Raw genomic sequence first — 20,835 nt, forward strand, 5'->3', positions numbered from 1 at the left:
TTCGGCTGCGCGCTTGTGGTTAAATACGGCGTCTTTTGCCCCGAGGCTTTTCAACGGGGCGCTCATCATAACAGGACGGCCACGCCCAAGACAGCGGCCGTCATAGGGACGCAAGCCGCCATGCAAGTGAAACACCTGCTGCTGATCGCCATCCTCGCATTGACCGCTGCTTGCTCATCGAAGGAAGTCGTAGACGAAAACCTGAGCGAAGTCGAGTTGTACCAACAGGCTCAGGCTGATCTGGACAACAACAGCTACACCAGCGCCACCGCCAAGCTGAAGGCTCTGGAATCGCGTTATCCATTCGGTCGTTATGCCGATCAGGCACAACTCGAACTCATCTACGCCAACTACAAGAATGCCGAGCCAGAAGCGGCGAAAGCTGCGGCTGAGCGCTTCATTCGTCTGCATCCACAGCACCCGAACGTCGATTACGCCTACTACCTCAAGGGCCTGACTTCTTTCGACCAGGACGTCGGCCTGCTGTCGCGTTTCCTGCCACTGGACATGACCAAGCGTGACCCGGGCGCCGCTCGCGACTCCTACAACGAATTCGCCCAGCTGACCAGCCGCTTCCCCAATAGCCGCTACTCGCCGGACGCCAAGCAGCGCATGATCTACCTGCGCAACCTGCTGGCGGCCTACGAAATTCACGTTGCCGATTACTACCTGACCCGTCAGGCCTATGTCGCTGCGGCGAACCGTGGCCGTTACGTGGTGGAAAACTTCCAGGAAACCCCTTCGGTCGGCGACGGCCTGGCGGTGATGACCGAGGCCTACCAGCGCCTGCACCTGGACGACCTGGCTGCCACCAGCCTTGAAACCCTGAAGCTCAACTACCCGAACCACCCAAGCCTGGTGGACGGTCAGTTCGTACCGTCGGTCGCCGAAGCCGACAACCGTTCGTGGCTGAGCAAGGCCACCCTGGGCCTGATCGAATCCCGTCCGCCGCTGCCACCGGGAGAAACCCGCGCCAACCAGGACGTGCAGAAGCAGTTCCAGGATGCCAAGGACGCGATTCCGAACGAGCTCAAGCCTAAAGATGCGGACGGTGACGTGATCGAAGAAGAGAATCACGAAGCGGAAGGTAACAACGAAGACCGTTCGTGGTTCAGCTACATGACCTTCGGCATGTTCGACTGATAGGACCGGCGGTACAGAAAGGGAGACTTCGAGTCTCCCTTTTTTATTGCGCCGTTTTTATAGAACGCATTTACGCTGTGCGCCTGCCATGTCCCCGGCTAAACTGGCGACTCATCAGCCAAAAAGCCGCTCATCATGCTTCGTTTACTGTTCTGGATTGCCGTGATTGCCGCCGCCGTATGGTTTTGGCGCAAGTACAAGGGCCAGGCTGCCGTGCCCAAGTCGTCTGCCGAACTGGAAGCGGCACCGATGGTCCGCTGCGCCCATTGCGGCGTGCACCTGCCGCGGGATCGCGCACTGAGTCTTCAACAACAATGGTATTGCAGCCAGGCCCATCTGGAGCAAGGCCCCGGTTCCAGTGATCGCTGAGACATCCAGTCACGGCGGCAAACAGGCCCAGCGACGGCTGCGCCTTTATCACCTCTACCGATTAAGCGTCGGCATCATCCTGGTGCTGCTGATCTCCAGCAATCTGGACGACCAGTTGTTGACGTCAGCCAATAACGATCTGCTGCGCAGTGGCAGCTGGTTGTACCTGGTGCTGAATATTCTTCTGGTAGTCTTTTTCGAGAACACTCGCCAGCCGGCGCAACTGTTCGGCCTGGTGCTTTTCGACGTCTTGCTGCTGTGCGCCCTGTTCTACGCAGGCGGCGGTGTGGCCAGCGCCATTGGCAACCTGCTGATCGTCTCCGTCGCCATCAGTAATACGCTCTTGCGAAGGCGCATCGGCCTGCTGATTGCCGCCGTTGGCGCAATCGGCATCGTCGGTTCCAGCTTTCTACTGAGCTTCAGCCATCCTCCCAAACCCAATGATTACTTGCAGGTCGGAACCCTCGGCGCCCTTTGCTTTGCCGCAGCATGGCTGGTGCAAGGCCTGATCCGACGCCTGGAAGTCAGCGAAACCCTGGTGGAACAGAAGGTCAGCGAAGTCGTCGGCCTGGAAGCACTCAATGCGCTGATTCTGCAACGCATGCGCACCGGCATCCTGGTGCTCGACGAGCAGCGGCGCGTGCAATTGGCCAATCACAGCGCCCTGTCACTGCTCGGCTGCGACCGGCTTGAGGGCCGTCTGATCGACGACCAGGTCCCCGCCCTCGTCGAACGCCTTCAGCTCTGGCTCAGCAATCCGACGTTGCGCCCACAAAGCCTGAAAGTCGCCAATAGCGGCGTGGAGCTGCAACCGAGCTTCATTGCACTGGACTCAAGCCCACAGCACCAGACCCTGGTTTTTCTTGAGGACCTCGCCCAGATCGCCCAACAGGCCCAACAACTGAAACTCGCCGCTCTCGGACGCCTGACTGCCGGTATCGCCCATGAAATCCGTAACCCTTTGGGAGCCATCAGTCATGCCGCGCAGCTATTGCGCGAATCCGAGGAACTGAACAGCGCGGATCAACGTCTGACGCAGATCATTCAAGACCACTCTCAGCGCATGAATCGGGTAATCGAAAACGTCCTGCAACTGTCCCGCCGCCAGCAAACCGAACCGCAACGGTTGGACCTGAAGCCGTGGTTGCAACAGTTCGTCACCGAAATTCGCGAGGGCGCGACCGAGCGCCAGCAGATTCACCTGCACATCGCTAGCGGCGACTTCAAGACGTTGATGGACCCGAACCAGTTGAACCAGATTCTCGACAATCTCATTCGCAACGCCTGGCGCCACAGCGCCCAGCACCACGATCAGGCACAGGTCTGGCTTGAGTTGTTCGTCGATCCCGACAGCCAGCTGCCCATCCTCGAAATCCTCGACGACGGCCCCGGCGTGGTCCCTGACCATCAAGCGCAACTGTTCGAGCCTTTCTTCACCACCAGCCACCAAGGCACTGGCCTGGGGCTTTACCTGTCCCGTGAGCTGTGCGAAAGCAATCAGGCCCGCCTGGACTTTAAACCACGCCAAGGCGGCTGCTTCCGCATCACCTTTGCTCACGGACAGAAACAAAGTTGAACATGAGCCCACGGAAAAAAGTCCTGATCGTCGACGACGAACCGGACATCCGCGAACTCCTGGAAATCACCCTGGGACGGATGAAACTCGATACCTGGAGTGCCCGCAACGCTGGCGAGGCACAGGCACTGCTCAAGCGCGAGACATTCGATCTGTGCCTGACCGACATGCGCCTGCCGGACGGTACAGGTCTTGAACTGCTACAGCACATCCAGCAACGTCACCCGCAAGTTCCAGTGGCCATGATCACTGCCTATGGCAATGTCGATACAGCGATCAACGCCCTCAAGGCCGGCGCCTTCGACTTCCTGAGCAAACCGGTGGACCTCACCCGCCTGCGGGAACTGGTCAGCAGCGCCCTGTTGCTGCCCGCCCCGAGCATTGCCATCGACCGCCGCTTGCTGGGCGATTCATTGCCCATGCGCAACCTGCGCAAACAGATCGACAAACTGGCGCGCAGCCAGGCGCCGGTGTACATCAGCGGCGAGTCCGGCAGTGGCAAGGAGCTGGTCGCACGCCTCATTCATGATCGCGGGCCACGCGCCAACCAGCCCTTTGTTCCGGTCAATTGCGGTGCCATCCCCTCTGAACTGATGGAAAGCGAGTTTTTCGGTCATCGCAAAGGCAGCTTCAGCGGCGCCATCGAAGACAAACCCGGACTGTTCCAGGCGGCCCATGGCGGCACCCTGTTCCTCGACGAAGTGGCTGATCTGCCGCTGCCGATGCAGGTCAAACTGCTGCGGGCCATTCAGGAAAAAGCCGTACGCTGTGTGGGCGGGCAACAGGAAGTGGTGGTTGATGTGCGCATACTTTGCGCCACCCATAAAGACCTCGCGGCCGAAGTCGGCGCCGAGCGCTTTCGCCAGGATTTGTACTACCGGTTGAACGTGATCGAGCTGCGGGTTCCACCCTTGCGCGAACGCCGTGACGATATCGAGCCGCTGGCCAGTCATGTGCTCAAGCGCCTGGCCGCCGACACCGGTCAACCCGTGGCAACACTTCACCCGCAAGCCCTCGATGCGCTGAAAAGCTACCGCTTTCCGGGCAATGTGCGGGAACTGGAGAACATGCTCGAACGGGCACACACGCTGTGCGAAAACAAACAGATCGAAGCCGGCGACCTGCGCCTGGCAGAGGGTAACTGTGCCGCAGAAGGCGGTGTGCCGGATCTCACGCAGATCGACAATCTGGAAGCTTATCTGGAGAGCGTCGAACGCCAGCTGATTCTCCAGGCCCTTGAGGAAACCCGCTGGAATCGTACGGCGGCGGCTCAGCGGTTGAATTTGTCGTTCAGGTCGATGCGTTACAGGCTGAAAAAATTAGGGTTGGATTGAGGGCCTCTTCGCGAGCAGGCTCGCTCCCACAGGTAAATCACAGCCCCTGTGGGAGCGAGTCTGCTTGCGAAGGCAATCTGACAGACGCCAAAAACCTCGAATCAGATCCGCCCGATCGGCGCATACGGTGCCGGATCAATGATCGGCGCCCTGCCCAGCATCACATCGGCAAACAACTGACACGACGCCGGCGCCAGCACCAGCCCGTTGCGGAAATGCCCACAGTTGAGCCACAGCCCCTCAAATCCCGGCACCCGGCCAATGTAGGGAATGCCTTCCGGCGAGCCCGGCCTTAGACCAGCCCAATGCCCCACCACTTCGGCATCCGCCAGTGCCGGAATCAATTCCACCGCCGAAGCCTTGAGGCTTTCCAGCGCCGATTCGGTTGGCGTCTTGTCGTAGCCTTCATGCTCCAGCGTACTGCCAATCAGAATGTGCCCGTCGCGCCGGGGGATCGCATAACGCCCCTTGGCCAACACCATGCTCGGCAGAAAATCCGCCGCGCATTTATAAAGAATCATCTGCCCTTTCACCGGTTCGACCGGCAGCTCAAGGCCCAGGCTCTTGAGCAAATCACCGCTCCAGGCGCCAGCAGTCAGGACCACTTGATCACCGCGGATCACACCTGTGGAAGTCTGCACGCCAACAATTTTTTCATCTTCACGAATAAACCCGCTGACTTCGCACTGCTCATGAATCGTCACGTTCGGCAGTGCCAGCAGCGCAGCCTTGAGGGATTTCACCAACCGTGGATTGCGCACATTGGCCACGTCTGCCATGTAGATCGCCCTGGAAAAACCGCCACCCAAGACCGGCACCGCGTCGTGCGCCGCCGAGATATCCACAGCCCGCAGCGGGCGATTCTCCCGCGCAGCCCAGGCCAACGCCTCGGCTTCATCGTCCAGATCCAGCCAATACAAGCCGGTGGTGTGCACCTCGGGATCGACCCCGGTGGCCGCGAACAGACGCTCGCCCAGTTGTGGATAAAAGTCCTGGGACCAGTGGGCCAACGCGGTGACCGCGGGGTTGTAACGCCACGGGTAGAGCGGCGATACGATGCCGCCACCGGCCCAGGAAGACTCCTGACCGACGTTCGAGCGGTCCAGCAGCACAACGCTCTGCACTTCGGACGCGAGATTGAATGCCGTCAGCAGACCGATTACCCCGCCGCCGACAATCACCACTTGCTGTTGCCTGGTCATATTCTGATCCAACCGATAAATAGACAGAGGGCACAAAAGACGCCCGAAAAGTAAAACTCAGCGACCCCAGCAATCCTTGGTGGTCAGGCCGGCCGTGGCATTGACCATGCTCCGCTCGCCCGTATTGGTGATGGTGAAATCACCGCACTTGTCAGCGGCCATGCTGGTACCCGCCTTGCGCACCGCCGTCAGCAGGAAGGTCTGGTCGGTCAGTGTCGGCGTGATGGTGTAGTAGTCATTGCCCGCACTGAGGCCGGCGACACCGCTGTAGACGTTTTTCTGTGAATAGAAACGCTCAAGGATCTGCGCCTGTTCGGACAGCAGACCGGCCACTTCGGTACGACGCCCTTTGTTCTGATATTCCGTAAAGCTTGGCATGGCGATGGTCAGGACAATCCCGATGATCGCAATCACGATCATGATTTCGATCAGGGTAAAACCGCGGTTGGATCTGTGCATGCCTCAACTCTCGCTTACTGTATTTGTCGCCACATGATACGACGGCTGCCGCCGCCGGATTTTTCCACCCCTTCGCTGATACCGCCACTGGAATCGCTCAGGGTCGGATCGTCGCCGGTAAAAATCACTCCGCTGGTCAGCACGTCAGGGTTATCGATCACTCCGTCGCCATTGGAATCGAGCATCTTAGCGCTGAACTCCACGGGCAGTTTCAGGCAAATGGGCTTCAAACCCGAATCACTGCGATAGAAGCCGTACCAGTTGCCACGGGTCAAGCAACTGTCCCGGTCCAGGTTCGACGAGGCGATAGTCATGTCCGGATTCTGGCCTGGCCAGTCCGATGGCGTATAGGCATAAACCGATGCCGACAGGCACAACGCTAAAACAGCACCGACTGACAGCGTCGTTGATCGTTCAGTACTTCGCATAAATGCTCTCCACCACACTACGCGAGTTGCCCGCGATGCCGACGGCGGTGACCCGGTACAACGTCGCCGAGGTGTTGACCGGCACGTTCACCGCCGTCAGAGCGGTACCAATGTTTTGCACACCATAAAAACCGGTTCCGGAAGCGATCCACGTGACCCCCGAGGTGGCATTGAACCCGGCGGCCTTGACCGTGGATGACTCGGCCGGGGGCTCGCATTGGCGCGTGCCATTGCACTCGGCCAACAAGTAGCTATCGAGTTGCACCGCGCTTTCGCCAACGCGCAACGCCGCTTCGGCAGCCTGGAATGACTGATTGCGCAAGCTCACGCTGCCGGCCATTTTTTCCTGCAGGGTGGCGTTCTGCATTGAGGAAATACCGATCAGCGTCAGCAGCAACAAAAACACCAGGCTGAGCAGCAGCGCCATGCCGCGTTCGGACGTTGCCGGAGAAATACTCATTGTTCCGCCCTCACGGCAAGCGGTTGCGCAGCGCGGCAACCACGTTGAAGGTTTGATTGCTCACCCGGTTGTTCGGATCGGCGAGTGTCAGGCTTAGCCGCACGCTGCGGATGCGCGCCGGGTCCGAGGGATTGCTACTGTAACTGGAGGCGGCCGTATCGGTGGCCGAGCTGGCGAGGCCGAAGCTCACGTTGAAGGCACTGACGTTATCGACCAACACGTATTGAGTTGGCGTAGCCGTGCCGGTACCAATGCCGGTGCCCATCGTCAACTGACCGTTCTTAAAGTTGTAGATCAACCGCCGGATCGGAAATGCCAGTTGCCCCGAAGCCGGCGCGCGCAAGTCGGAATACGCCGTCGCCGTATGTCGGCAATCGGAAACCACCGTCCAGGTCGGCGTTGCACCGTTACTGCCGACATCCGCCGTCACCAGGGTCAGTTTTTGATTGGCGTTATCCCAACTGATTGGCGTTTTCTGACTGGCAGCGAAACGCCCCCCCAAGCTGGCGTCGGTGATCGTCCCCAGGCAGCCAAACATGCCGACCATGCGGATTTCCTGAATCATTTTGCTCAGTACAAAGCGTGCATCTTCCTGCATGGCGGCAGCAGCGTTCTGGCTGACGTAGGTGTTTTTTGCGGCAATGAAAACCTGCACCACGCCCAGCACCACGATCAAGCTCAAGGCCAGGGCGATCAGTAGCTCGATCAGGCCGAACCCTCTTTGGAGGCGGTTCATGGCGTCGCCACCGGATCAACGGTCGCGCGACTGGTGAGTACGAAGCTGCGGCGGGAATTGGCGCTGTTGGCGGCCCGGGAGTCGTCCCAAGTGATGGTGATGGTGTACACGCGCTGATTGAGGGCGATGCTGCCGGTAGCCGTAGGGCCACCGAAACTGACGATATTGCGGGTGAAGTCGTAAAGGTCCTGGTCCCGGGCGACACTCAGGTTGCCCGAGGTCGGCGGCGTAACGGTGTAATCGGCGGCAGCGTTGGCACGAATGCGGTCCATCATGTCGTAAGCGATAAAACTGGCCTGGCTGGTCATGCGCGCACTGTCGGTGTACTTCAGCGCATTCAGTTGCAACGCCGCCGCCCCCAGCAGCCCCACGCCAAGAATCAGCAACGCAACCAAGACTTCAATCAGCGTCATGCCTTCCTGTGCACGTTTACTCCAGTGCCTCATCCGCAACTTCCACCTAATAGAATTCGTCCGTTCAAACACACGTTCAGCGTCCTGCTTTGCGTCCCCAGCACATAACTGATCACCACCGTCGTGGACGGTGACGACAAACCGCCCAGATTATTGAAATCGATGGCGGTCACTCCTGAGGTTAGCGTCAGCGTCGCGCCGCTGCTCATTGCTGGAATAACACGCAATACATTGGCCGGTACGCCAGTGCCGTCATACACCGACAACTCGCCGGTCCATAAACTGCCGCCCGCGGTGGGGCGCAGTCGCGTGGTCACACCGTGGTTTATCGCCTCCAGGCGGGCGAAATTCAGGCCACGTTGCAGATCACCGATCTCGGTGTCGGCCCTGGAAATTTGCGTGGATCGGGTGAACGCCGGGACAGCCAAGGTGATCAGGACCAGAAAGATCGCAATGGCAACCAGCAACTCGATCAGCGTGAAACCTTTTGTACGATGCTCCATCGGTGCCCTCCGTTGCCGTCGGCTATACCTGCTTTTACACGCTAGTACGTTCGACCGCCGCGGCGCGGTTGGATTGCCATCACTCGTGCACGGATCGCACGGGGCACCACACTCCAGGGAGGGATTTGCCATGCGTCAGCACGGTTTCAGCCTGATCGAACTGCTCATGGGACTGACGATTGTCGGGATTGTTCTGCATTTGGTCAGTCCGGCGTTTGCAGCCGTAACGGAGTCGAATTATCGGGAGGAGGCGGCGAGGTCGCTTTTCAGTGGCATACGCACGGCCAGAACCGAAGCCATCACACGCAATCAGACCATCGTCATCCACAGCATCAACAATGACTGGGCTCAAGGCTGGCGGATGATTCTGGATGTGAGCGGCAAGGGACATGAGGACAGCAGCAATCCGCTGCTTATGGAACGCCAAGGCAGTGCCCGTGTGCCTGTTGTGGGTAATCGACCGGTCAGGAGTTTTGTAAGATTCAGTGGTCTGGGTGAGCCGCTATTGCCAAGCGGGGCTTTTCAAGCGGGGACATTGCACATTTGCTCAGCCCGCGAGCCGTTGAGCCAATACCAGGTGGTACTGGCCCGCACCGGTCTCGTCAGCCTGCGCAGCAAAAAGACTGAACAGGCGTTATGCGTGGGTGGAGAAGACTCAGAGCAGGGAGCGAACACGTAGTTCTTTAGGCATGGAGAACGTGATGTTCTCTTCCCGACCCGCCAGCTCGTCGGCGCCGGTGGCGCCCCAGGCCTGCAATTGCTGGATCACGCCACGCACCAGGACTTCCGGCGCGGAGGCGCCAGCGGTGATGCCGATACGCTCGACACCGTCGAACCAGCTCTTTTGCAGGTCTTCGGCACCGTCGATCAGATAGGCTGGAGTGGCCATGCGCTCGGCGAGTTCACGCAGACGATTGGAGTTGGAGCTGTTAGGGCTACCGACCACCAGCACCACATCGCATTCGTCAGCCAGTTGCTTGACTGCGTCCTGACGGTTTTGCGTGGCGTAGCAGATATCGTCCTTGCGCGGACCGCCAATGGCCGGGAAACGGGTACGCAGGGCGTCGATAACGCGGCTGGTATCGTCCATGGATAGGGTGGTCTGGGTCACGAACGCCAGTTTTTCGGGATTGTTCACTTGCAGTTCGGCGACGTCTTTCTCGTCTTCGACCAGGTAGATCGCCCCGCCGTTGCTGGCATCGTATTGGCCCATGGTGCCTTCGACTTCCGGGTGACCGGCGTGGCCAATGAGGATGCATTCACGACCGTCGCGGCTGTAGCGCGCAACTTCGATGTGCACCTTGGTCACCAGCGGGCATGTGGCATCGAACACTTTCAGGCCACGGCCAGCGGCTTCCGTGCGTACAGCCTGGGACACACCGTGGGCACTGAAGATCACGATCACGTCGTCCGGCACCTGATCCAGCTCTTCGACGAAGATCGCGCCACGATTGCGCAGGTCTTCGACGACGAATTTGTTGTGGACCACTTCATGGCGCACATAGATCGGCGGTCCGAAGACTTCCAGGGCGCGGTTGACGATTTCGATCGCCCGGTCCACACCGGCGCAGAAGCCACGGGGGTTAGCGAGTTTGATTTGCATGCTGTGCCTCGTGTCTTGCCCTGTAGGAGCGAGCTTGCTCGCGAAAAACTAAAGGACAACGCGTTAATCCAGAAAAAACGCGTATTCGTTAACGATCATCGCGAGCGAACTCGCTCCTACAGAAAAGCAGTTAAAGCGCTTTGACGGAGATGATTTCCACGTCAAAGGTCAGCGTCTTGCCGGCCAGCGGGTGGTTGAAGTCGATGGTCACTTGCGCATCATCGAATTCTTTCACCACGCCCGGCAATTCAGTATTGGCCGCATCGTTGAAGATCACCAGCAAACCCGGGGACAGGTCCATATTCTGGAACTGCGAACGCGGGATGATCTGCACGTTTTGCGGGTTGGGCTGGCCGAAAGCGTTTTCCGGCTCGATGCTCAAAGTACGCTTGTCGCCTGCCTTGAAACCGAACAGTGCAGCCTCGAAACCTGGCAACAGGTTGCCATCACCGACCTTGAAAGTCGCCGGGGCCTTGTCGAAGGTGCTGTCCACCGTGTCGCCGTTCTCCAGGCGCAATGCGAAATGCAAGGTGACTTCCGTGTTCTGGCCGATGCGTTGCTCAGCCAATACCTGTTCAGTCATGAACGGCTTCTCCGGTCTTTTTACTTTTGAACATATCCAGTGCCAGCATGACTGCGCCTACAGTGATAGCGCTGTCGGCAAAGTTGAACGCCGGGAAGTACCAGCGGTTCTGCCAGTGCACCAGGATGAAATCGATCACATGGCCCAGGGCAATGCGGTCATAAAGGTTACCCAGCGCGCCACCGAGCACCAGTGCCAGGGCGACTGCCAGCCAGGTTTCATTGCGGCCAAGGCGTTTGAGCCAGACCACCAGCACCGCACTGACCACGATCGCAATCAAGGCAAACAGCCAGCGCTGCCAGCCGGAGCTGTCAGCCAGGAAGCTGAACGCCGCGCCGGTGTTGTAGGCCAGGGTCCAGCTGAAGTAATCGGGGATCACCACGATTTGCTGGTACATCGTAAGCTTGCCTTCGAAGTAGAACTTGCTGGCCTGGTCGATGACCAGGACCAGCAAACTCAACCAGAGCCAGCTCAGCCGTCCGAAACGGCCAACGGCGTTAGGCATAGTGGCGAACCTCGCCAGCACCGCTGATGTTGTCGACGCAACGACCGCAAATCTCCGGATGCTCCGGGTTCACGCCGACGTCTTCACGGCAGTGCCAGCAACGGGCGCACTTAGCGTGGCTCGACTTGACCACTTTGAGCTTCAGGCCGGCAACTTCGGTCACTACCGCGTCCTCAGGCGCTTTTACAAAAGGCGCAACGCTGGCAGTGGAGGTGATCAGGACGAAGCGCAGCTCGTTGCTCAGCTTGGCCAGATCGTCGCTCAGGGCGTCTTCGGCGAACAAGGTCACTTCGGCCTGCAGGTTGCCACCGACGGCCTTGGCCGCACGCTGGATTTCCATTTCCTTGTTGACCGCGACCTTGACCGCCATGATCCGGTCCCAATAAGCGCGATCCAGCTCAAAGCCTTCCGGCAGTTCTGTCAGGCCTTCGTACCAGGTGTTGAGCATGACGGACTCGTTACGCTCGCCCGGCAGGTATTGCCACAACTCATCGGCGGTGAAAGCCAGGATCGGTGCGATCCAGCGAACCAGCGCTTCAGAGATATGGAACAGCGCGGTCTGGCACGAACGACGGGCCTTGCTGTCGGCGCCGGTGGTGTACTGGCGATCCTTGATGATGTCGAGGTAGAAACCGCCCAGCTCCTGCACGCAGAAGTTGTGGATCTTGGAGTAGACGTTCCAGAAGCGGTATTCGCCGTAATGCTCTTGCAACTCGCGTTGCAGCAGCAGGGTACGGTCCACGGCCCAACGGTCCAGTGCCAGCATTTCTTCGGCCGGCAAGAGGTCGGTGGCCGGATTGAATCCGGTCAGGTTCGAGAGCAGGAAACGCGCGGTGTTACGGATACGTCGGTAGGCGTCCGCACTGCGTTGCAGGATCTGCTCGGAAACTGCCATTTCGCCCGAATAGTCGGTCGATGCCACCCACAGACGCATGATGTCGGCACCCAGGGTGTCGTTGACCTTTTGCGGCGCAATGACGTTGCCCAGCGACTTGGACATCTTGCGGCCGGACTCGTCGACGGTGAAACCGTGGGTCAGCAGCTCGCGGTACGGCGCGTGGTTGTCGATGGCGCAACCGGTCAGCAGGGATGAGTGGAACCAGCCGCGGTGCTGGTCCGAACCTTCCAGATACAGGTCGGCCCGTGGACCGGTTTCATGGCCCACCGGGTGCGAACCGCGCAGAACGTGCCAGTGCGTGGTGCCCGAATCGAACCAGACGTCCAGCGTGTCACTGATCTTGTCGTACTGCGGCGCTTCATCGCCCAGCAGTTCGGCGGCGTCCAGCTTGAACCAGGCTTCGATGCCTTCGACTTCGACGCGCTTGGCGACCTCTTCCATCAGTTCGACAGTGCGTGGGTGCAGCTCGCCGCTTTCCTTGTTCAGGAAAAACGGGATCGGCACGCCCCAGTTGCGCTGACGGGAGATGCACCAGTCCGGACGGTTGGCGATCATCGAGTGCAGGCGCGCCTGGCCCCAGGCCGGGACGAACTTGGTGTCTTCAATGGCTTTGATCGAACGCTGGCGCAGGGTGTCGCCCGTGGTCGGCTGCTTGTCCATGCCGATGAACCACTGTGCGGTGGCGCGGTAGATCAGCGGCGTCTTGTGGCGCCAGCAGTGCATGTAACTGTGTTCGATGATGGTGGTGTGCAGCAGCGCACCGACTTCGGTCAGCTTGTCGACGATGGCCGGGTTGGCCTTCCAGATGAACTGGCCGCCGAAGAACTCGAGCGATGGCACGTACACGCCATTGCTTTGTACCGGGTTGAGGATGTCGTCGTTGACCATGCCGTACTTCTTGCAGGTCACGAAGTCGTCCACGCCGTAGGCCGGCGAAGAGTGAACCACACCGGTGCCGGCGCCCAGCTCGACGTAGTCGGCCAGGTAAACCGGCGACAGACGATCATAGAACGGGTGACGGAAGTTGATCAGCTCCAGCGCTTTACCGGTAGTGGTCGCGATGACCGAGCCTTGCAGGCTGTAACGGGCCAGGCACGATTCGACCAGCTCTTCAGCCAGTACCAGCAGCTTGTCGCCGACATCAACCAGCGCGTAGTTGAATTCCGGGTGGACGTTCAACGCCTGGTTGGCCGGGATGGTCCACGGGGTGGTGGTCCAGATCACGATCGAGGCAGGCTTGGCCAGCGATGCCAGACCGAAGGCGGCAGCCAGCTTGGCTTCATCGGCAATCGGGAAAGCCACGTCGATGGTCGAGGACTTCTTGTTCTCGTACTCGACTTCCGCTTCAGCCAGGGCCGAACCACAGTCAAAGCACCAGTTCACAGGCTTCAAGCCCTTGAACACGAAACCACCCTTGACGATTTCAGCCAGGGCGCGGATTTCACCGGCCTCGTTCTTGAAGTCCATGGTCTTGTACGGGTTGGCAAAGTCGCCCAACACGCCCAGACGGATGAATTCGGATTTCTGGCCTTCGATCTGCTCGGTGGCGTACGCCCGGCACAGTTCGCGGGTCTTGTCCGCGCCCAGGTTCTTGCCGTGGGTCACTTCGACTTTGTGTTCAATCGGCAGACCGTGGCAGTCCCAGCCCGGAACATAAGGCGCGTCGAAGCCCGACAGGGTCTTCGAGCGAATGATCATGTCCTTGAGAATCTTGTTCAGCGCATGACCGATGTGAATCGTGCCGTTGGCGTACGGAGGACCGTCGTGAAGAACGAACTTCGGACGATCCTTGCCAATCTCGCGCAACTTTCCGTACAGGCCAATGCTGTCCCAGCGCTGCAGAATCTGCGGTTCGCGCTGAGGCAGGCCGGCCTTCATTGGGAAGGCGGTGTCCGGAAGGTTTAGCGTGGCTTTATAGTCGGTCATTTAAGGCTCTTCATTAGCGATGGGCGCTAGGTGCGGCTAGTGCACGGGCGGCGGCAACATCCGCGTTGATCGCCGTTTTCAGCGCCTCCAGAGAGGCGAAACGCTGCTCTTCGCGCAGCTTGTGGTGGAAAACCACCGTTAAACGCCGGTCATACAGATCGCCGGCAAAATCTAAAAGATGCACTTCCAGGTGGGCCTTGCCATCACCTTGAACCGTGGGCCGCACGCCGATGTTGGCGACGCCGGGCCAGGTCTTGCCGTCGATCTCGACGTTGACCAGGTAAACCCCTGTGAACGGCACGCGACGGCGCTTGAGTTGTATGTTGGCGGTGGGCGTGCCCAGCTGCCGCGCGAGTTTCTGCCCGTGCAGCACGCGACCTGCGATACGGTACGGGCGACCGAGCAGACGTTCGGCCAGGACAAAGTCGGCGGCCGCCAACGCATTACGCACCTGGGTACTGCTGACCCGGATGCCGTCGAGTTCCACAGTCTGCGCCGCTTCGACGGTAAAACCCTGCATGACACCGGCCTGTTGCAGGAAATCAAAATCCCCTACCCGGTCACAGCCGAAACGGAAGTCGTCGCCGACTTCAAGGTGTTGCACGCCGAGGCCGTCCACCAGGATGGTATCGACGAACGCCTTGGCGCTGAGCTTGCTCAGACGCTGATTGAACGCCAGGCACAAGACCCGGTCGACGCCTTCGGCCGCCAGCAGCTGCAGTTTATCCCGCAGGCGGGCCAAACGCGCAGGCGCCGTATCCGGCGCGAAGAATTCTCGTGGCTGCGGCTCGAAAATCACCACGCAGCTGGGCACGCCCAATTCGAGCGCACGCTCATGCAGCCGCGCCAGGATAGCCTGGTGGCCACGGTGTACACCGTCAAAGTTGCCAATAGTGGCGACGCAGCCCCGATGCTGGGGGCGCAGATTGTGGAGGCCTCGAACCAGCTGCATAACGCGCTTCTTGCTCATAAAGTGGTCGATTATAACCACACCCGGCGGCCGACAACAGGCAACACCGTATGCCAAAGTAATCGAGCCGACAAAAATGCCGGCCCGCCCATGTTTTTTCTAAATAGTTATCGAGGTTTTATCCTCAGCCCAGCGCCTTGCGATTGAAGTCGCGCAAACGGAAGCCCATCAACACTAACATGCCGAAATAAGCCACCACACCCGCGACCACCAACGCACCCAGGCGCAGGAAGCGCTCAAGCATCTGCCCCTCGCCCCAGGCCGGCATGAAATGCATCCCGGCCAGCAACACGCCAGACATCACCGTCACCGCAATCACCAGCTTGAAGCCGAACTTCGCCCAACCCGGTTGCGGTTGGTACATCTGCTGCTTGCGCAGTTGATAGAAGAGCAACCCGGCATTGAGACAGGCGCCGGCACTGATGGCGAGCGCCAGGCCGGCATGGGCCAGGGGCCCGATCAGCACCAGGTTGAACAGCTGCGTGACGATCAGGGTAAAAATCGCGATTTTTACCGGAGTCCGGATGTTTTGTTGCGCATAAAAGCCGGGAGCCAGCACTTTGATCACAATAATCCCGAGCAAACCGACCGAGTAGGCAATCAGCGCCCGCTGGGTCATCGCCGCATCGAAAGCATTGAACTGACCGTACTGGAACAATGAAACCGTCAGTGGCTCGGCCAGAATCCCCAACGCCAGAGCGCAAGGCAGCACCAGCATGAAGCAAAGGCGCAAGCCCCAATCGAGGATTCGAGAATACTCATGACGATCCTTACTGGCGTAAGTCTTGGCCAGCGTCGGCAGCAGAATTGTGCCCAACGCCACGCCCAGTACGCCGGACGGCAACTCCATCAAACGGTCGGCGTAGTACATCCAGGATACGGAACCGGCGACCAGGAACGAGGCGAAAATGGTATTGATGATCAGCGAAATCTGGCTGACCGATACCCCGAGAATCGCCGGCAGCATCTGCTTCATCACTCGCCAGACGCCGCTGTCGCGCAGATTCAGGCGCGGCAGCACCAGCATGCCGATCTTTTTCAGGTGAGGCAGCTGATAGAGCAACTGCGCCAGGCCGCCCACTAGTACGGCCCAACCCAGCGCCATCACCGGCGGATCAAAATACGGCGTCAGGAACAGCGAAAAGATGATCATGCTGACGTTAAGCAGGGTCGGCACAAAGGCCGGCACCGAAAAACGGTTCCAGGTGTTGAGGATCGCACCAGCCAGGGACGACAGGGAAATCAGCAATATGTAGGGAAAGGTCACCCGCAACAGGCTGGTGGTGAGTTCGAACTTTTCCGGCGTGTCGGTGAAACCCGGTGCCGTCACCCAGATGACCCACGGCGCAGCAAGCATGCCCAGCGCCGTAACCAGCGCCAGCACCAGCGTCAACAGACCCGATACATAGGCAATGAACGTACGCGTCGCCTCGTCCCCTTTCTGGCTTTTATATTCGGCAAGAATCGGCACGAACGCCTGGGAAAACGCCCCCTCGGCGAAGATGCGCCGTAACAGGTTGGGCAGTTTGAATGCGATAAAGAAGGCGTCGGTTGCCATTCCTGCGCCGAATGCGCGCGCAATGAGGGTGTCACGGACGAATCCGAGAACCCGGGAAAGCATCGTGATAGAGCTGACGGCGGCCAACGATTTGAGCAGATTCATTGAAAGAGTTTGTGCCTGTCGATAAACAGCAGGCGAACTACGCGCCTACTTGTGCGATACTCCGCGCCGCAACAGCACAGAGCCAAAGCTCGCGAGTTTACAGGTCACACGCCGGAAAGAAATATCCCGTCGCACCACGCCTACCACTTAGCGGAACGTTTCAAGCGCCCTTGACAAGACTTCAACTCATCGGCATGATTCGCGGCCTATTTTGTTTGCTATTTCCTAAAAAGTCTTTCGAGGAGCTCGACGGTGGCCAACTCACCTTCCGCCAAAAAACGTGCAAAACAGGCTGAGAAGCGTCGCAGCCACAACGCCAGCCTGCGTTCCATGGTTCGTACCTACATCAAAAACGTAGTTAAGGCCATCGACGCAAAAGACGCTGCCAAAGCACAAGCTGCTTACGTTCTGGCTGTGCCAGTTATCGACCGCATGGCCGATAAAGGCATCATCCACAAGAACAAGGCTGCTCGCCATAAGAGCCGCCTGAATGGCCACGTAAAGGCCCTGAACGTTGCCGCTGCTGCCTAAGCGACACGCTCATTAAAAAACCGACCTCAGGGTCGGTTTTTTATTGCCTGTGATTTATTGACCTCAGCAAACCAATGCGGGAGCGAGCAGGCTCACCCCCACACCTCCAATTACTTCAGGTTACTGAGCATTCGCCCACGGCAAAATCGGAATCGCCGTCACCGCATTCTGCGGACTGCCTTCGATCAAGCGATCGCTGTAGACCAGATAAACCAGCGTATTACGCTTCTTGTCGAGGAAACGCACCACCTGCATGGTTTTGAACACCAGGGACGTGCGCTCCTTGAATACCTCGTCACCGTCCTTCAGCTCTCCCTTGAACTTGATTGGCCCAACCTGGCGACAAGCGATGGAGGCCTCGGCACGATCTTCAGCCAACCCCAAACCACCCTTCACCCCACCAGTCTTGGCGCGCGAAAGGTAGCAGGTCACACCCTCGACCTTCGGATCATCAAACGCCTCGACCACGATCCGGTCGTTCGGCCCAACGAACTTGAACACCGTCGACACCTGGCCAATTTCCTCGGCCGAAGCCAACAGCGGCATCGCCAGCAGCAACCCCAACAATCCTTTTGCCACACGCATTCAGGTATTCCTTCAGACCAGGATCAGGTTATCGCGATGAACCAGTTCCGGCTCCGCCATGTAACCCAACAGACCGACAATCGCATCAGACGACTGACCGATGATTTTTTGTGCCTCCAGCGCACTGTAGTTGGCCAGGCCACGCGCGATCTCTCGACCGTCCGGCGCCACACATACCACCATCTCGCCGCGACGGAAGCTGCCCTGAACCAACTTCACCCCCACCGGCAGCAAACTCTTATTGCCTTGGGAGAGCGCCGTCACCGCACCCGCATCCAGCACCAGCGTGCCACGGGTTTGCAGGTGCCCGGCCAGCCACTGCTTGCGTGCCGCCAGCATGCCGCGCTCAGGCGAAAGCAAGGTGCCGATGCGCTCGCCCGCCTTGAGGCGATCCAGCACACGCTCAAGGCGCCCGCCAACGATGATGGTATGCGCCCCGGAACGCGCCGCCAGACGCGCTGCACGCAACTTGGTCTGCATACCGCCACGCCCAAGCGCACCACCGGTACCACCGGCCACCGCATCTAGTGCCGGGTCATCGGCACGCGCCTCGTAAATCAGCTGGGCATCCGGATTGTTGCGTGGATCGGCGTCGAACATGCCATCGCGATCCGTGAGGATCACCAGCAGGTCCGCCTCGACCAGGTTGGCCACCAACGCCGCCAGGGTGTCGTTGTCGCCAAAACGGATTTCGTCTGTGACCACGGTGTCGTTTTCATTGATCACCGGAATAACCTTCAGCTCCACCAGCGCGCGCAAGGTGCTACGGGCGTTCAGGTAGCGCTTGCGGTCGGACAGGTCGTCGTGGGTCAGGAGAATCTGCGCAGTGTGCCGACCATGCTCGGCAAAGCTCGACTCCCAAGCCTGCACCAACCCCATCTGGCCGATTGCAGCAGCGGCCTGGAGCTCGTGCATCGCACTGGGTCGCGAAGTCCAGCCCAGACGACTCATGCCCGCCGCCACCGCCCCGGAGGACACCAGCACCAGCTCGACACCGGCCTCATGCAAGGCCACCATCTGTTCAACCCAGACACCCATTGCCGCGCGATCCAGGCCCTTGCCGTCCGCCGTCAGCAGAGCGCTGCCGATTTTCACGACCCAACGCTGCGCACCTGTCACCTTGCTCCGCATCATCTTCAACCTTAGCTTGAGGACAGCGCGACCTAGCACTGCCCGTGACGTTATTCGTGGTTATTCGTGACCAACGATCGATTTCCAGATACTAAAACGCCGCTCGATTGAGCGGCGCTTAAGTTTATCGCAACGAATCAGTCACGCACGTAAATGATTTCCGGACCGTCTTCGTCATCCACATCTTCTTCATCCCAATCATCATCACCGATGTCGTGAACCGACTTCACGCCACTGCGACGCAGGGCACGCTGGTCATCCAGCGCCTGCAGCTGGGCACGGGCTTCGTCTTCGATGCGCTGATCAAGCTCGGCCAGCTCTTCCTTGTAGGCCGGGTCGTTAGCCAGGCGATCAGCACGATCCTCCAGATAACGCATGATATCGTGACACAGACGCTCAGTGTTCTGCTTGGCGATGGCCGAGATCACGTAAACCGGACCCGCCCACTCCAGACGATCAACGATTTCCTTGACGCGGGCATCGTGTTCTTCATCGAGGATCTGGTCGCACTTGTTCAACACCAGCCAGCGATCACGCTCAGCCAGGGACGGGCTGAACTTGGTCAGCTCGCTGACGATCACTTCAGCCGCTTCGGCAGCATCGGTTTCATCCAGCGGCGCCATGTCGACAAGGTGCAACAGCAGACGCGTACGGGACAAGTGCTTGAGGAAGCGAATCCCCAGACCCGCGCCATCGGAAGCACCTTCGATCAGACCCGGAATGTCCGCAACCACGAAGCTTTTCCAGCGATCGACGCTGACCACACCCAGGTTTGGCACCAGAGTAGTGAACGGATAGTCGGCGACTTTTGGCTTGGCAGCCGATACCGAACGGATAAAGGTACTTTTGCCGGCGTTCGGCAAACCCAGAAGACCAACGTCCGCCAGCACTTTCATTTCCAGCTTCAGGTCACGCTGCTCGCCCGGCTTGCCCGGCGTAGTTTGGCGCGGCGCACGGTTGGTGCTGGATTTGAAACGGGTGTTGCCCAGACCGTGCCAGCCACCATGGGCAACCAGCAGCTTCTGGCCGGCCTTGGTCAGGTCGCCGATCACTTCCTGGGTCGCGGAATCGATCACGGTGGTGCCGACCGGTACGCGCAGCACCAGATCCTCACCTTTTTTACCGGTGCAATCGGTGCTGCCACCGTTGGAGCCACGCTCGGCATCGAAGTGCCGGGTGTAACGATAGTCCACCAGGGTATTGAGGTTTTCGTCGGCGATCATGTAGACCGAGCCGCCATCACCACCATCACCACCGTTCGGACCACCGTTTTCGATGAATTTTTCGCGACGGAAACTCATGCAGCCGTTACCGCCGTCGCCAGCCTTTACTCGGATCGATACTTCATCAACAAACTTCATAACACAACGCCTCTCGCCATACGGACGAGCCGAAAAACACTAAGACATAAGACTCTTGCAAAAATGAGCGCAGCGACCTCAATCAACGACCGCACAGTCCAGCGCGCCGACAGCCCATACAAACAGTTTTGCAAGAGACTCACCCCACAAACGAAAAAGCCCCGTCGCAAGACAGGGCTTTTCCAGCGATCGCGCAATTAAGCCGCGACAACGCTCACGTAACGACGACCGAAGGCGCCTTTTACTTCGAACTTGATCACGCCTTCGACTTTAGCGAAGAGGGTGTGATCTTTACCCATGCCAACGCCGTAGCCAGCGTGGAATTGGGTGCCGCGCTGACGCACGATGATGTTGCCTGCTTTGATAGCCTGGCCGCCATACATCTTCACGCCAAGGCGTTTGGCTTCTGAGTCGCGACCGTTACGGGTACTACCACCAGCTTTTTTGTGTGCCATG

The 20,835-nt window shown here is 59.2% G+C and carries 22 protein-coding genes and 1 pseudogene; 6 read left to right on the forward strand and 17 right to left on the reverse strand.

The features are described from left to right. Positions 1-120: 120 nt before the first annotated feature. From FFS64_RS03685 to FFS64_RS03700, 4 genes are all read left to right on the forward strand, one after another. Positions 121-1,143, forward strand: a complete 1,023-nt coding sequence (locus FFS64_RS03685) for an outer membrane protein assembly factor BamD (RefSeq protein ID WP_137804278.1) — start codon at positions 121-123, stop codon at positions 1,141-1,143. Positions 1,144-1,278: 135 nt separating this feature from the next. Beyond that, entirely contained in the window at positions 1,279-1,512 is a 234-nt protein-coding gene (locus FFS64_RS03690; protein ID WP_137804279.1) for a PP0621 family protein, read from the forward strand. Further along, positions 1,502-3,088, forward strand: a complete 1,587-nt coding sequence (locus tag FFS64_RS03695; RefSeq protein WP_137804280.1) for a PAS domain-containing sensor histidine kinase — start codon at positions 1,502-1,504, stop codon at positions 3,086-3,088. Before FFS64_RS03690 ends, FFS64_RS03695 begins: the two co-directional genes overlap by 11 nt. 2 nt (positions 3,089-3,090) lie before the next feature. Beyond that, positions 3,091-4,422, forward strand: a complete 1,332-nt coding sequence (locus FFS64_RS03700; RefSeq protein WP_137804281.1) for a sigma-54 dependent transcriptional regulator — start codon at positions 3,091-3,093, stop codon at positions 4,420-4,422. Between the two features lie 101 nt (positions 4,423-4,523). On the opposite strand, the gene thiO is transcribed toward FFS64_RS03700, so the two are convergent. The 7 genes and pseudogenes from thiO to FFS64_RS03735 all read right to left on the reverse strand — a co-directional run bounded on the left by thiO (position 4,524) and on the right by FFS64_RS03735 (position 8,623). Further along, positions 4,524-5,624 carry a glycine oxidase ThiO gene (thiO, locus tag FFS64_RS03705; RefSeq protein ID WP_137804282.1) on the reverse strand — a complete coding sequence of 367 codons (1,101 nt, stop codon included), beginning with the start codon at positions 5,622-5,624 and terminating at the stop codon, positions 4,524-4,526. A gap of 57 nt (positions 5,625-5,681) precedes the next feature. Next, positions 5,682-6,083: a type IV pilin protein gene (locus FFS64_RS03710; protein WP_137804283.1), complete on the reverse strand. Its 402-nt coding sequence runs from the start codon at positions 6,081-6,083 to the stop codon at positions 5,682-5,684. A 14-nt stretch (positions 6,084-6,097) separates the two neighbouring features. After that, positions 6,098-6,280 (reverse strand): annotated as a pseudogene (locus FFS64_RS32155) (hypothetical protein); the annotation flags it as partial. A gap of 217 nt (positions 6,281-6,497) precedes the next feature. Next, positions 6,498-6,971, reverse strand: a complete 474-nt coding sequence (locus FFS64_RS03720; protein ID WP_137804285.1) for a PilX N-terminal domain-containing pilus assembly protein — start codon at positions 6,969-6,971, stop codon at positions 6,498-6,500. Between the two features lie 10 nt (positions 6,972-6,981). Beyond that, positions 6,982-7,707, reverse strand: a complete 726-nt coding sequence (locus FFS64_RS03725; RefSeq protein WP_137804286.1) for a PilW family protein — start codon at positions 7,705-7,707, stop codon at positions 6,982-6,984. Next, positions 7,704-8,153 (reverse strand): type IV pilus modification protein PilV, encoded by a 450-nt coding sequence (gene pilV, locus FFS64_RS03730; protein ID WP_137804287.1) that lies wholly within the window; start codon positions 8,151-8,153, stop codon positions 7,704-7,706. The genes FFS64_RS03725 and pilV overlap by 4 nt, the downstream gene beginning before the upstream one ends. Next, positions 8,150-8,623, reverse strand: coding sequence for a GspH/FimT family pseudopilin (locus FFS64_RS03735; protein ID WP_137804288.1), 474 nt, complete (start codon positions 8,621-8,623; stop codon positions 8,150-8,152). The genes pilV and FFS64_RS03735 overlap by 4 nt, the downstream gene beginning before the upstream one ends. Positions 8,624-8,753: 130 nt before the next feature. Between FFS64_RS03735 and FFS64_RS03740 the strand changes: the two genes are divergently transcribed. After that, a complete protein-coding gene (locus tag FFS64_RS03740; protein ID WP_095196613.1) occupies positions 8,754-9,302 on the forward strand; it encodes a GspH/FimT family pseudopilin in 549 nt (182 codons plus the stop codon). On the opposite strand, the gene ispH is transcribed toward FFS64_RS03740, so the two are convergent. From ispH to murJ, 6 genes are all read right to left on the reverse strand, one after another. Beyond that, complete coding sequence (ispH, locus tag FFS64_RS03745) at positions 9,279-10,226, reverse strand: 4-hydroxy-3-methylbut-2-enyl diphosphate reductase (protein WP_095196614.1); 948 nt, start codon at positions 10,224-10,226, stop codon at positions 9,279-9,281. The two genes, FFS64_RS03740 and ispH, sit on opposite strands and share 24 nt — an antisense overlap. Before the next feature lie 130 nt (positions 10,227-10,356). Further along, positions 10,357-10,794 carry an FKBP-type peptidyl-prolyl cis-trans isomerase gene (fkpB, locus tag FFS64_RS03750; protein WP_170948729.1) on the reverse strand — a complete coding sequence of 146 codons (438 nt, stop codon included), beginning with the start codon at positions 10,792-10,794 and terminating at the stop codon, positions 10,357-10,359. Between the two features lie 7 nt (positions 10,795-10,801). Then, positions 10,802-11,314 carry a signal peptidase II gene (gene lspA, locus FFS64_RS03755; RefSeq protein ID WP_095196616.1) on the reverse strand — a complete coding sequence of 171 codons (513 nt, stop codon included), beginning with the start codon at positions 11,312-11,314 and terminating at the stop codon, positions 10,802-10,804. After that, positions 11,307-14,138: an isoleucine--tRNA ligase gene (gene ileS, locus FFS64_RS03760; RefSeq protein ID WP_137804289.1), complete on the reverse strand. Its 2,832-nt coding sequence runs from the start codon at positions 14,136-14,138 to the stop codon at positions 11,307-11,309. The genes lspA and ileS overlap by 8 nt, the downstream gene beginning before the upstream one ends. Positions 14,139-14,151: 13 nt before the next feature. After that, a complete protein-coding gene (gene ribF / locus FFS64_RS03765; protein ID WP_171017059.1) occupies positions 14,152-15,090 on the reverse strand; it encodes a bifunctional riboflavin kinase/FAD synthetase in 939 nt (312 codons plus the stop codon). 142 nt (positions 15,091-15,232) lie between these two features. After that, a complete protein-coding gene (murJ, locus tag FFS64_RS03770; RefSeq protein ID WP_137804291.1) occupies positions 15,233-16,771 on the reverse strand; it encodes a murein biosynthesis integral membrane protein MurJ in 1,539 nt (512 codons plus the stop codon). A 252-nt stretch (positions 16,772-17,023) separates the two neighbouring features. On the opposite strand from murJ, the gene rpsT reads away from it, so the two are divergent. Beyond that, positions 17,024-17,302 carry a 30S ribosomal protein S20 gene (rpsT, locus tag FFS64_RS03780; RefSeq protein ID WP_007970922.1) on the forward strand — a complete coding sequence of 93 codons (279 nt, stop codon included), beginning with the start codon at positions 17,024-17,026 and terminating at the stop codon, positions 17,300-17,302. A 120-nt stretch (positions 17,303-17,422) separates the two neighbouring features. On the opposite strand, the gene FFS64_RS03785 is transcribed toward rpsT, so the two are convergent. The 4 genes from FFS64_RS03785 to rpmA form a co-directional block, all read right to left on the reverse strand. After that, positions 17,423-17,887, reverse strand: a complete 465-nt coding sequence (locus FFS64_RS03785; protein ID WP_137804292.1) for a CreA family protein — start codon at positions 17,885-17,887, stop codon at positions 17,423-17,425. A gap of 12 nt (positions 17,888-17,899) precedes the next feature. Next, positions 17,900-19,018: a glutamate 5-kinase gene (gene proB / locus FFS64_RS03790; RefSeq protein ID WP_077047080.1), complete on the reverse strand. Its 1,119-nt coding sequence runs from the start codon at positions 19,016-19,018 to the stop codon at positions 17,900-17,902. A 137-nt stretch (positions 19,019-19,155) separates the two neighbouring features. After that, entirely contained in the window at positions 19,156-20,379 is a 1,224-nt protein-coding gene (gene cgtA / locus FFS64_RS03795) for an Obg family GTPase CgtA (RefSeq protein ID WP_137804293.1), read from the reverse strand. 197 nt (positions 20,380-20,576) lie between these two features. Then, the gene (gene rpmA / locus FFS64_RS03800) at positions 20,577-20,834 is read right to left on the reverse strand and encodes a 50S ribosomal protein L27 (protein ID WP_003281574.1); all 258 of its coding nucleotides are present in this window, start codon (positions 20,832-20,834) and stop codon (positions 20,577-20,579) included. Position 20,835 lies beyond the last annotated feature (1 nt).

The sequence above is a fragment of the Pseudomonas sp. G(2018) genome, from assembly GCF_005502415.1.
Taxonomy (GTDB): domain Bacteria; phylum Pseudomonadota; class Gammaproteobacteria; order Pseudomonadales; family Pseudomonadaceae; genus Aquipseudomonas.

Coding starts and splice junctions, on each gene's coding strand:
- pilV (WP_137804287.1), bottom strand. CDS start 8,153: ATGAGGCACTGGAGTAAACGTGCACAGGAAGGCATGACGCTGATTGAA.
- ileS (WP_137804289.1), bottom strand. CDS start 14,138: ATGACCGACTATAAAGCCACGCTAAACCTTCCGGACACCGCCTTCCCA.
- ribF (WP_171017059.1), bottom strand. CDS start 15,090: ATGCAGCTGGTTCGAGGCCTCCACAATCTGCGCCCCCAGCATCGGGGC.
- FFS64_RS03785 (WP_137804292.1), bottom strand. CDS start 17,887: ATGCGTGTGGCAAAAGGATTGTTGGGGTTGCTGCTGGCGATGCCGCTG.
- FFS64_RS03685 (WP_137804278.1), top strand. CDS start 121: ATGCAAGTGAAACACCTGCTGCTGATCGCCATCCTCGCATTGACCGCT.
- FFS64_RS03740 (WP_095196613.1), top strand. CDS start 8,754: ATGCGTCAGCACGGTTTCAGCCTGATCGAACTGCTCATGGGACTGACG.
- murJ (WP_137804291.1), bottom strand. CDS start 16,771: ATGAATCTGCTCAAATCGTTGGCCGCCGTCAGCTCTATCACGATGCTT.
- FFS64_RS03690 (WP_137804279.1), top strand. CDS start 1,279: ATGCTTCGTTTACTGTTCTGGATTGCCGTGATTGCCGCCGCCGTATGG.
- proB (WP_077047080.1), bottom strand. CDS start 19,018: ATGCGGAGCAAGGTGACAGGTGCGCAGCGTTGGGTCGTGAAAATCGGC.
- FFS64_RS03725 (WP_137804286.1), bottom strand. CDS start 7,707: ATGAACCGCCTCCAAAGAGGGTTCGGCCTGATCGAGCTACTGATCGCC.
- rpmA (WP_003281574.1), bottom strand. CDS start 20,834: ATGGCACACAAAAAAGCTGGTGGTAGTACCCGTAACGGTCGCGACTCA.
- FFS64_RS03735 (WP_137804288.1), bottom strand. CDS start 8,623: ATGGAGCATCGTACAAAAGGTTTCACGCTGATCGAGTTGCTGGTTGCC.
- FFS64_RS03700 (WP_137804281.1), top strand. CDS start 3,091: ATGAGCCCACGGAAAAAAGTCCTGATCGTCGACGACGAACCGGACATC.
- thiO (WP_137804282.1), bottom strand. CDS start 5,624: ATGACCAGGCAACAGCAAGTGGTGATTGTCGGCGGCGGGGTAATCGGT.
- FFS64_RS03710 (WP_137804283.1), bottom strand. CDS start 6,083: ATGCACAGATCCAACCGCGGTTTTACCCTGATCGAAATCATGATCGTG.
- cgtA (WP_137804293.1), bottom strand. CDS start 20,379: ATGAAGTTTGTTGATGAAGTATCGATCCGAGTAAAGGCTGGCGACGGC.
- ispH (WP_095196614.1), bottom strand. CDS start 10,226: ATGCAAATCAAACTCGCTAACCCCCGTGGCTTCTGCGCCGGTGTGGAC.
- FFS64_RS03720 (WP_137804285.1), bottom strand. CDS start 6,971: ATGAGTATTTCTCCGGCAACGTCCGAACGCGGCATGGCGCTGCTGCTC.
- lspA (WP_095196616.1), bottom strand. CDS start 11,314: ATGCCTAACGCCGTTGGCCGTTTCGGACGGCTGAGCTGGCTCTGGTTG.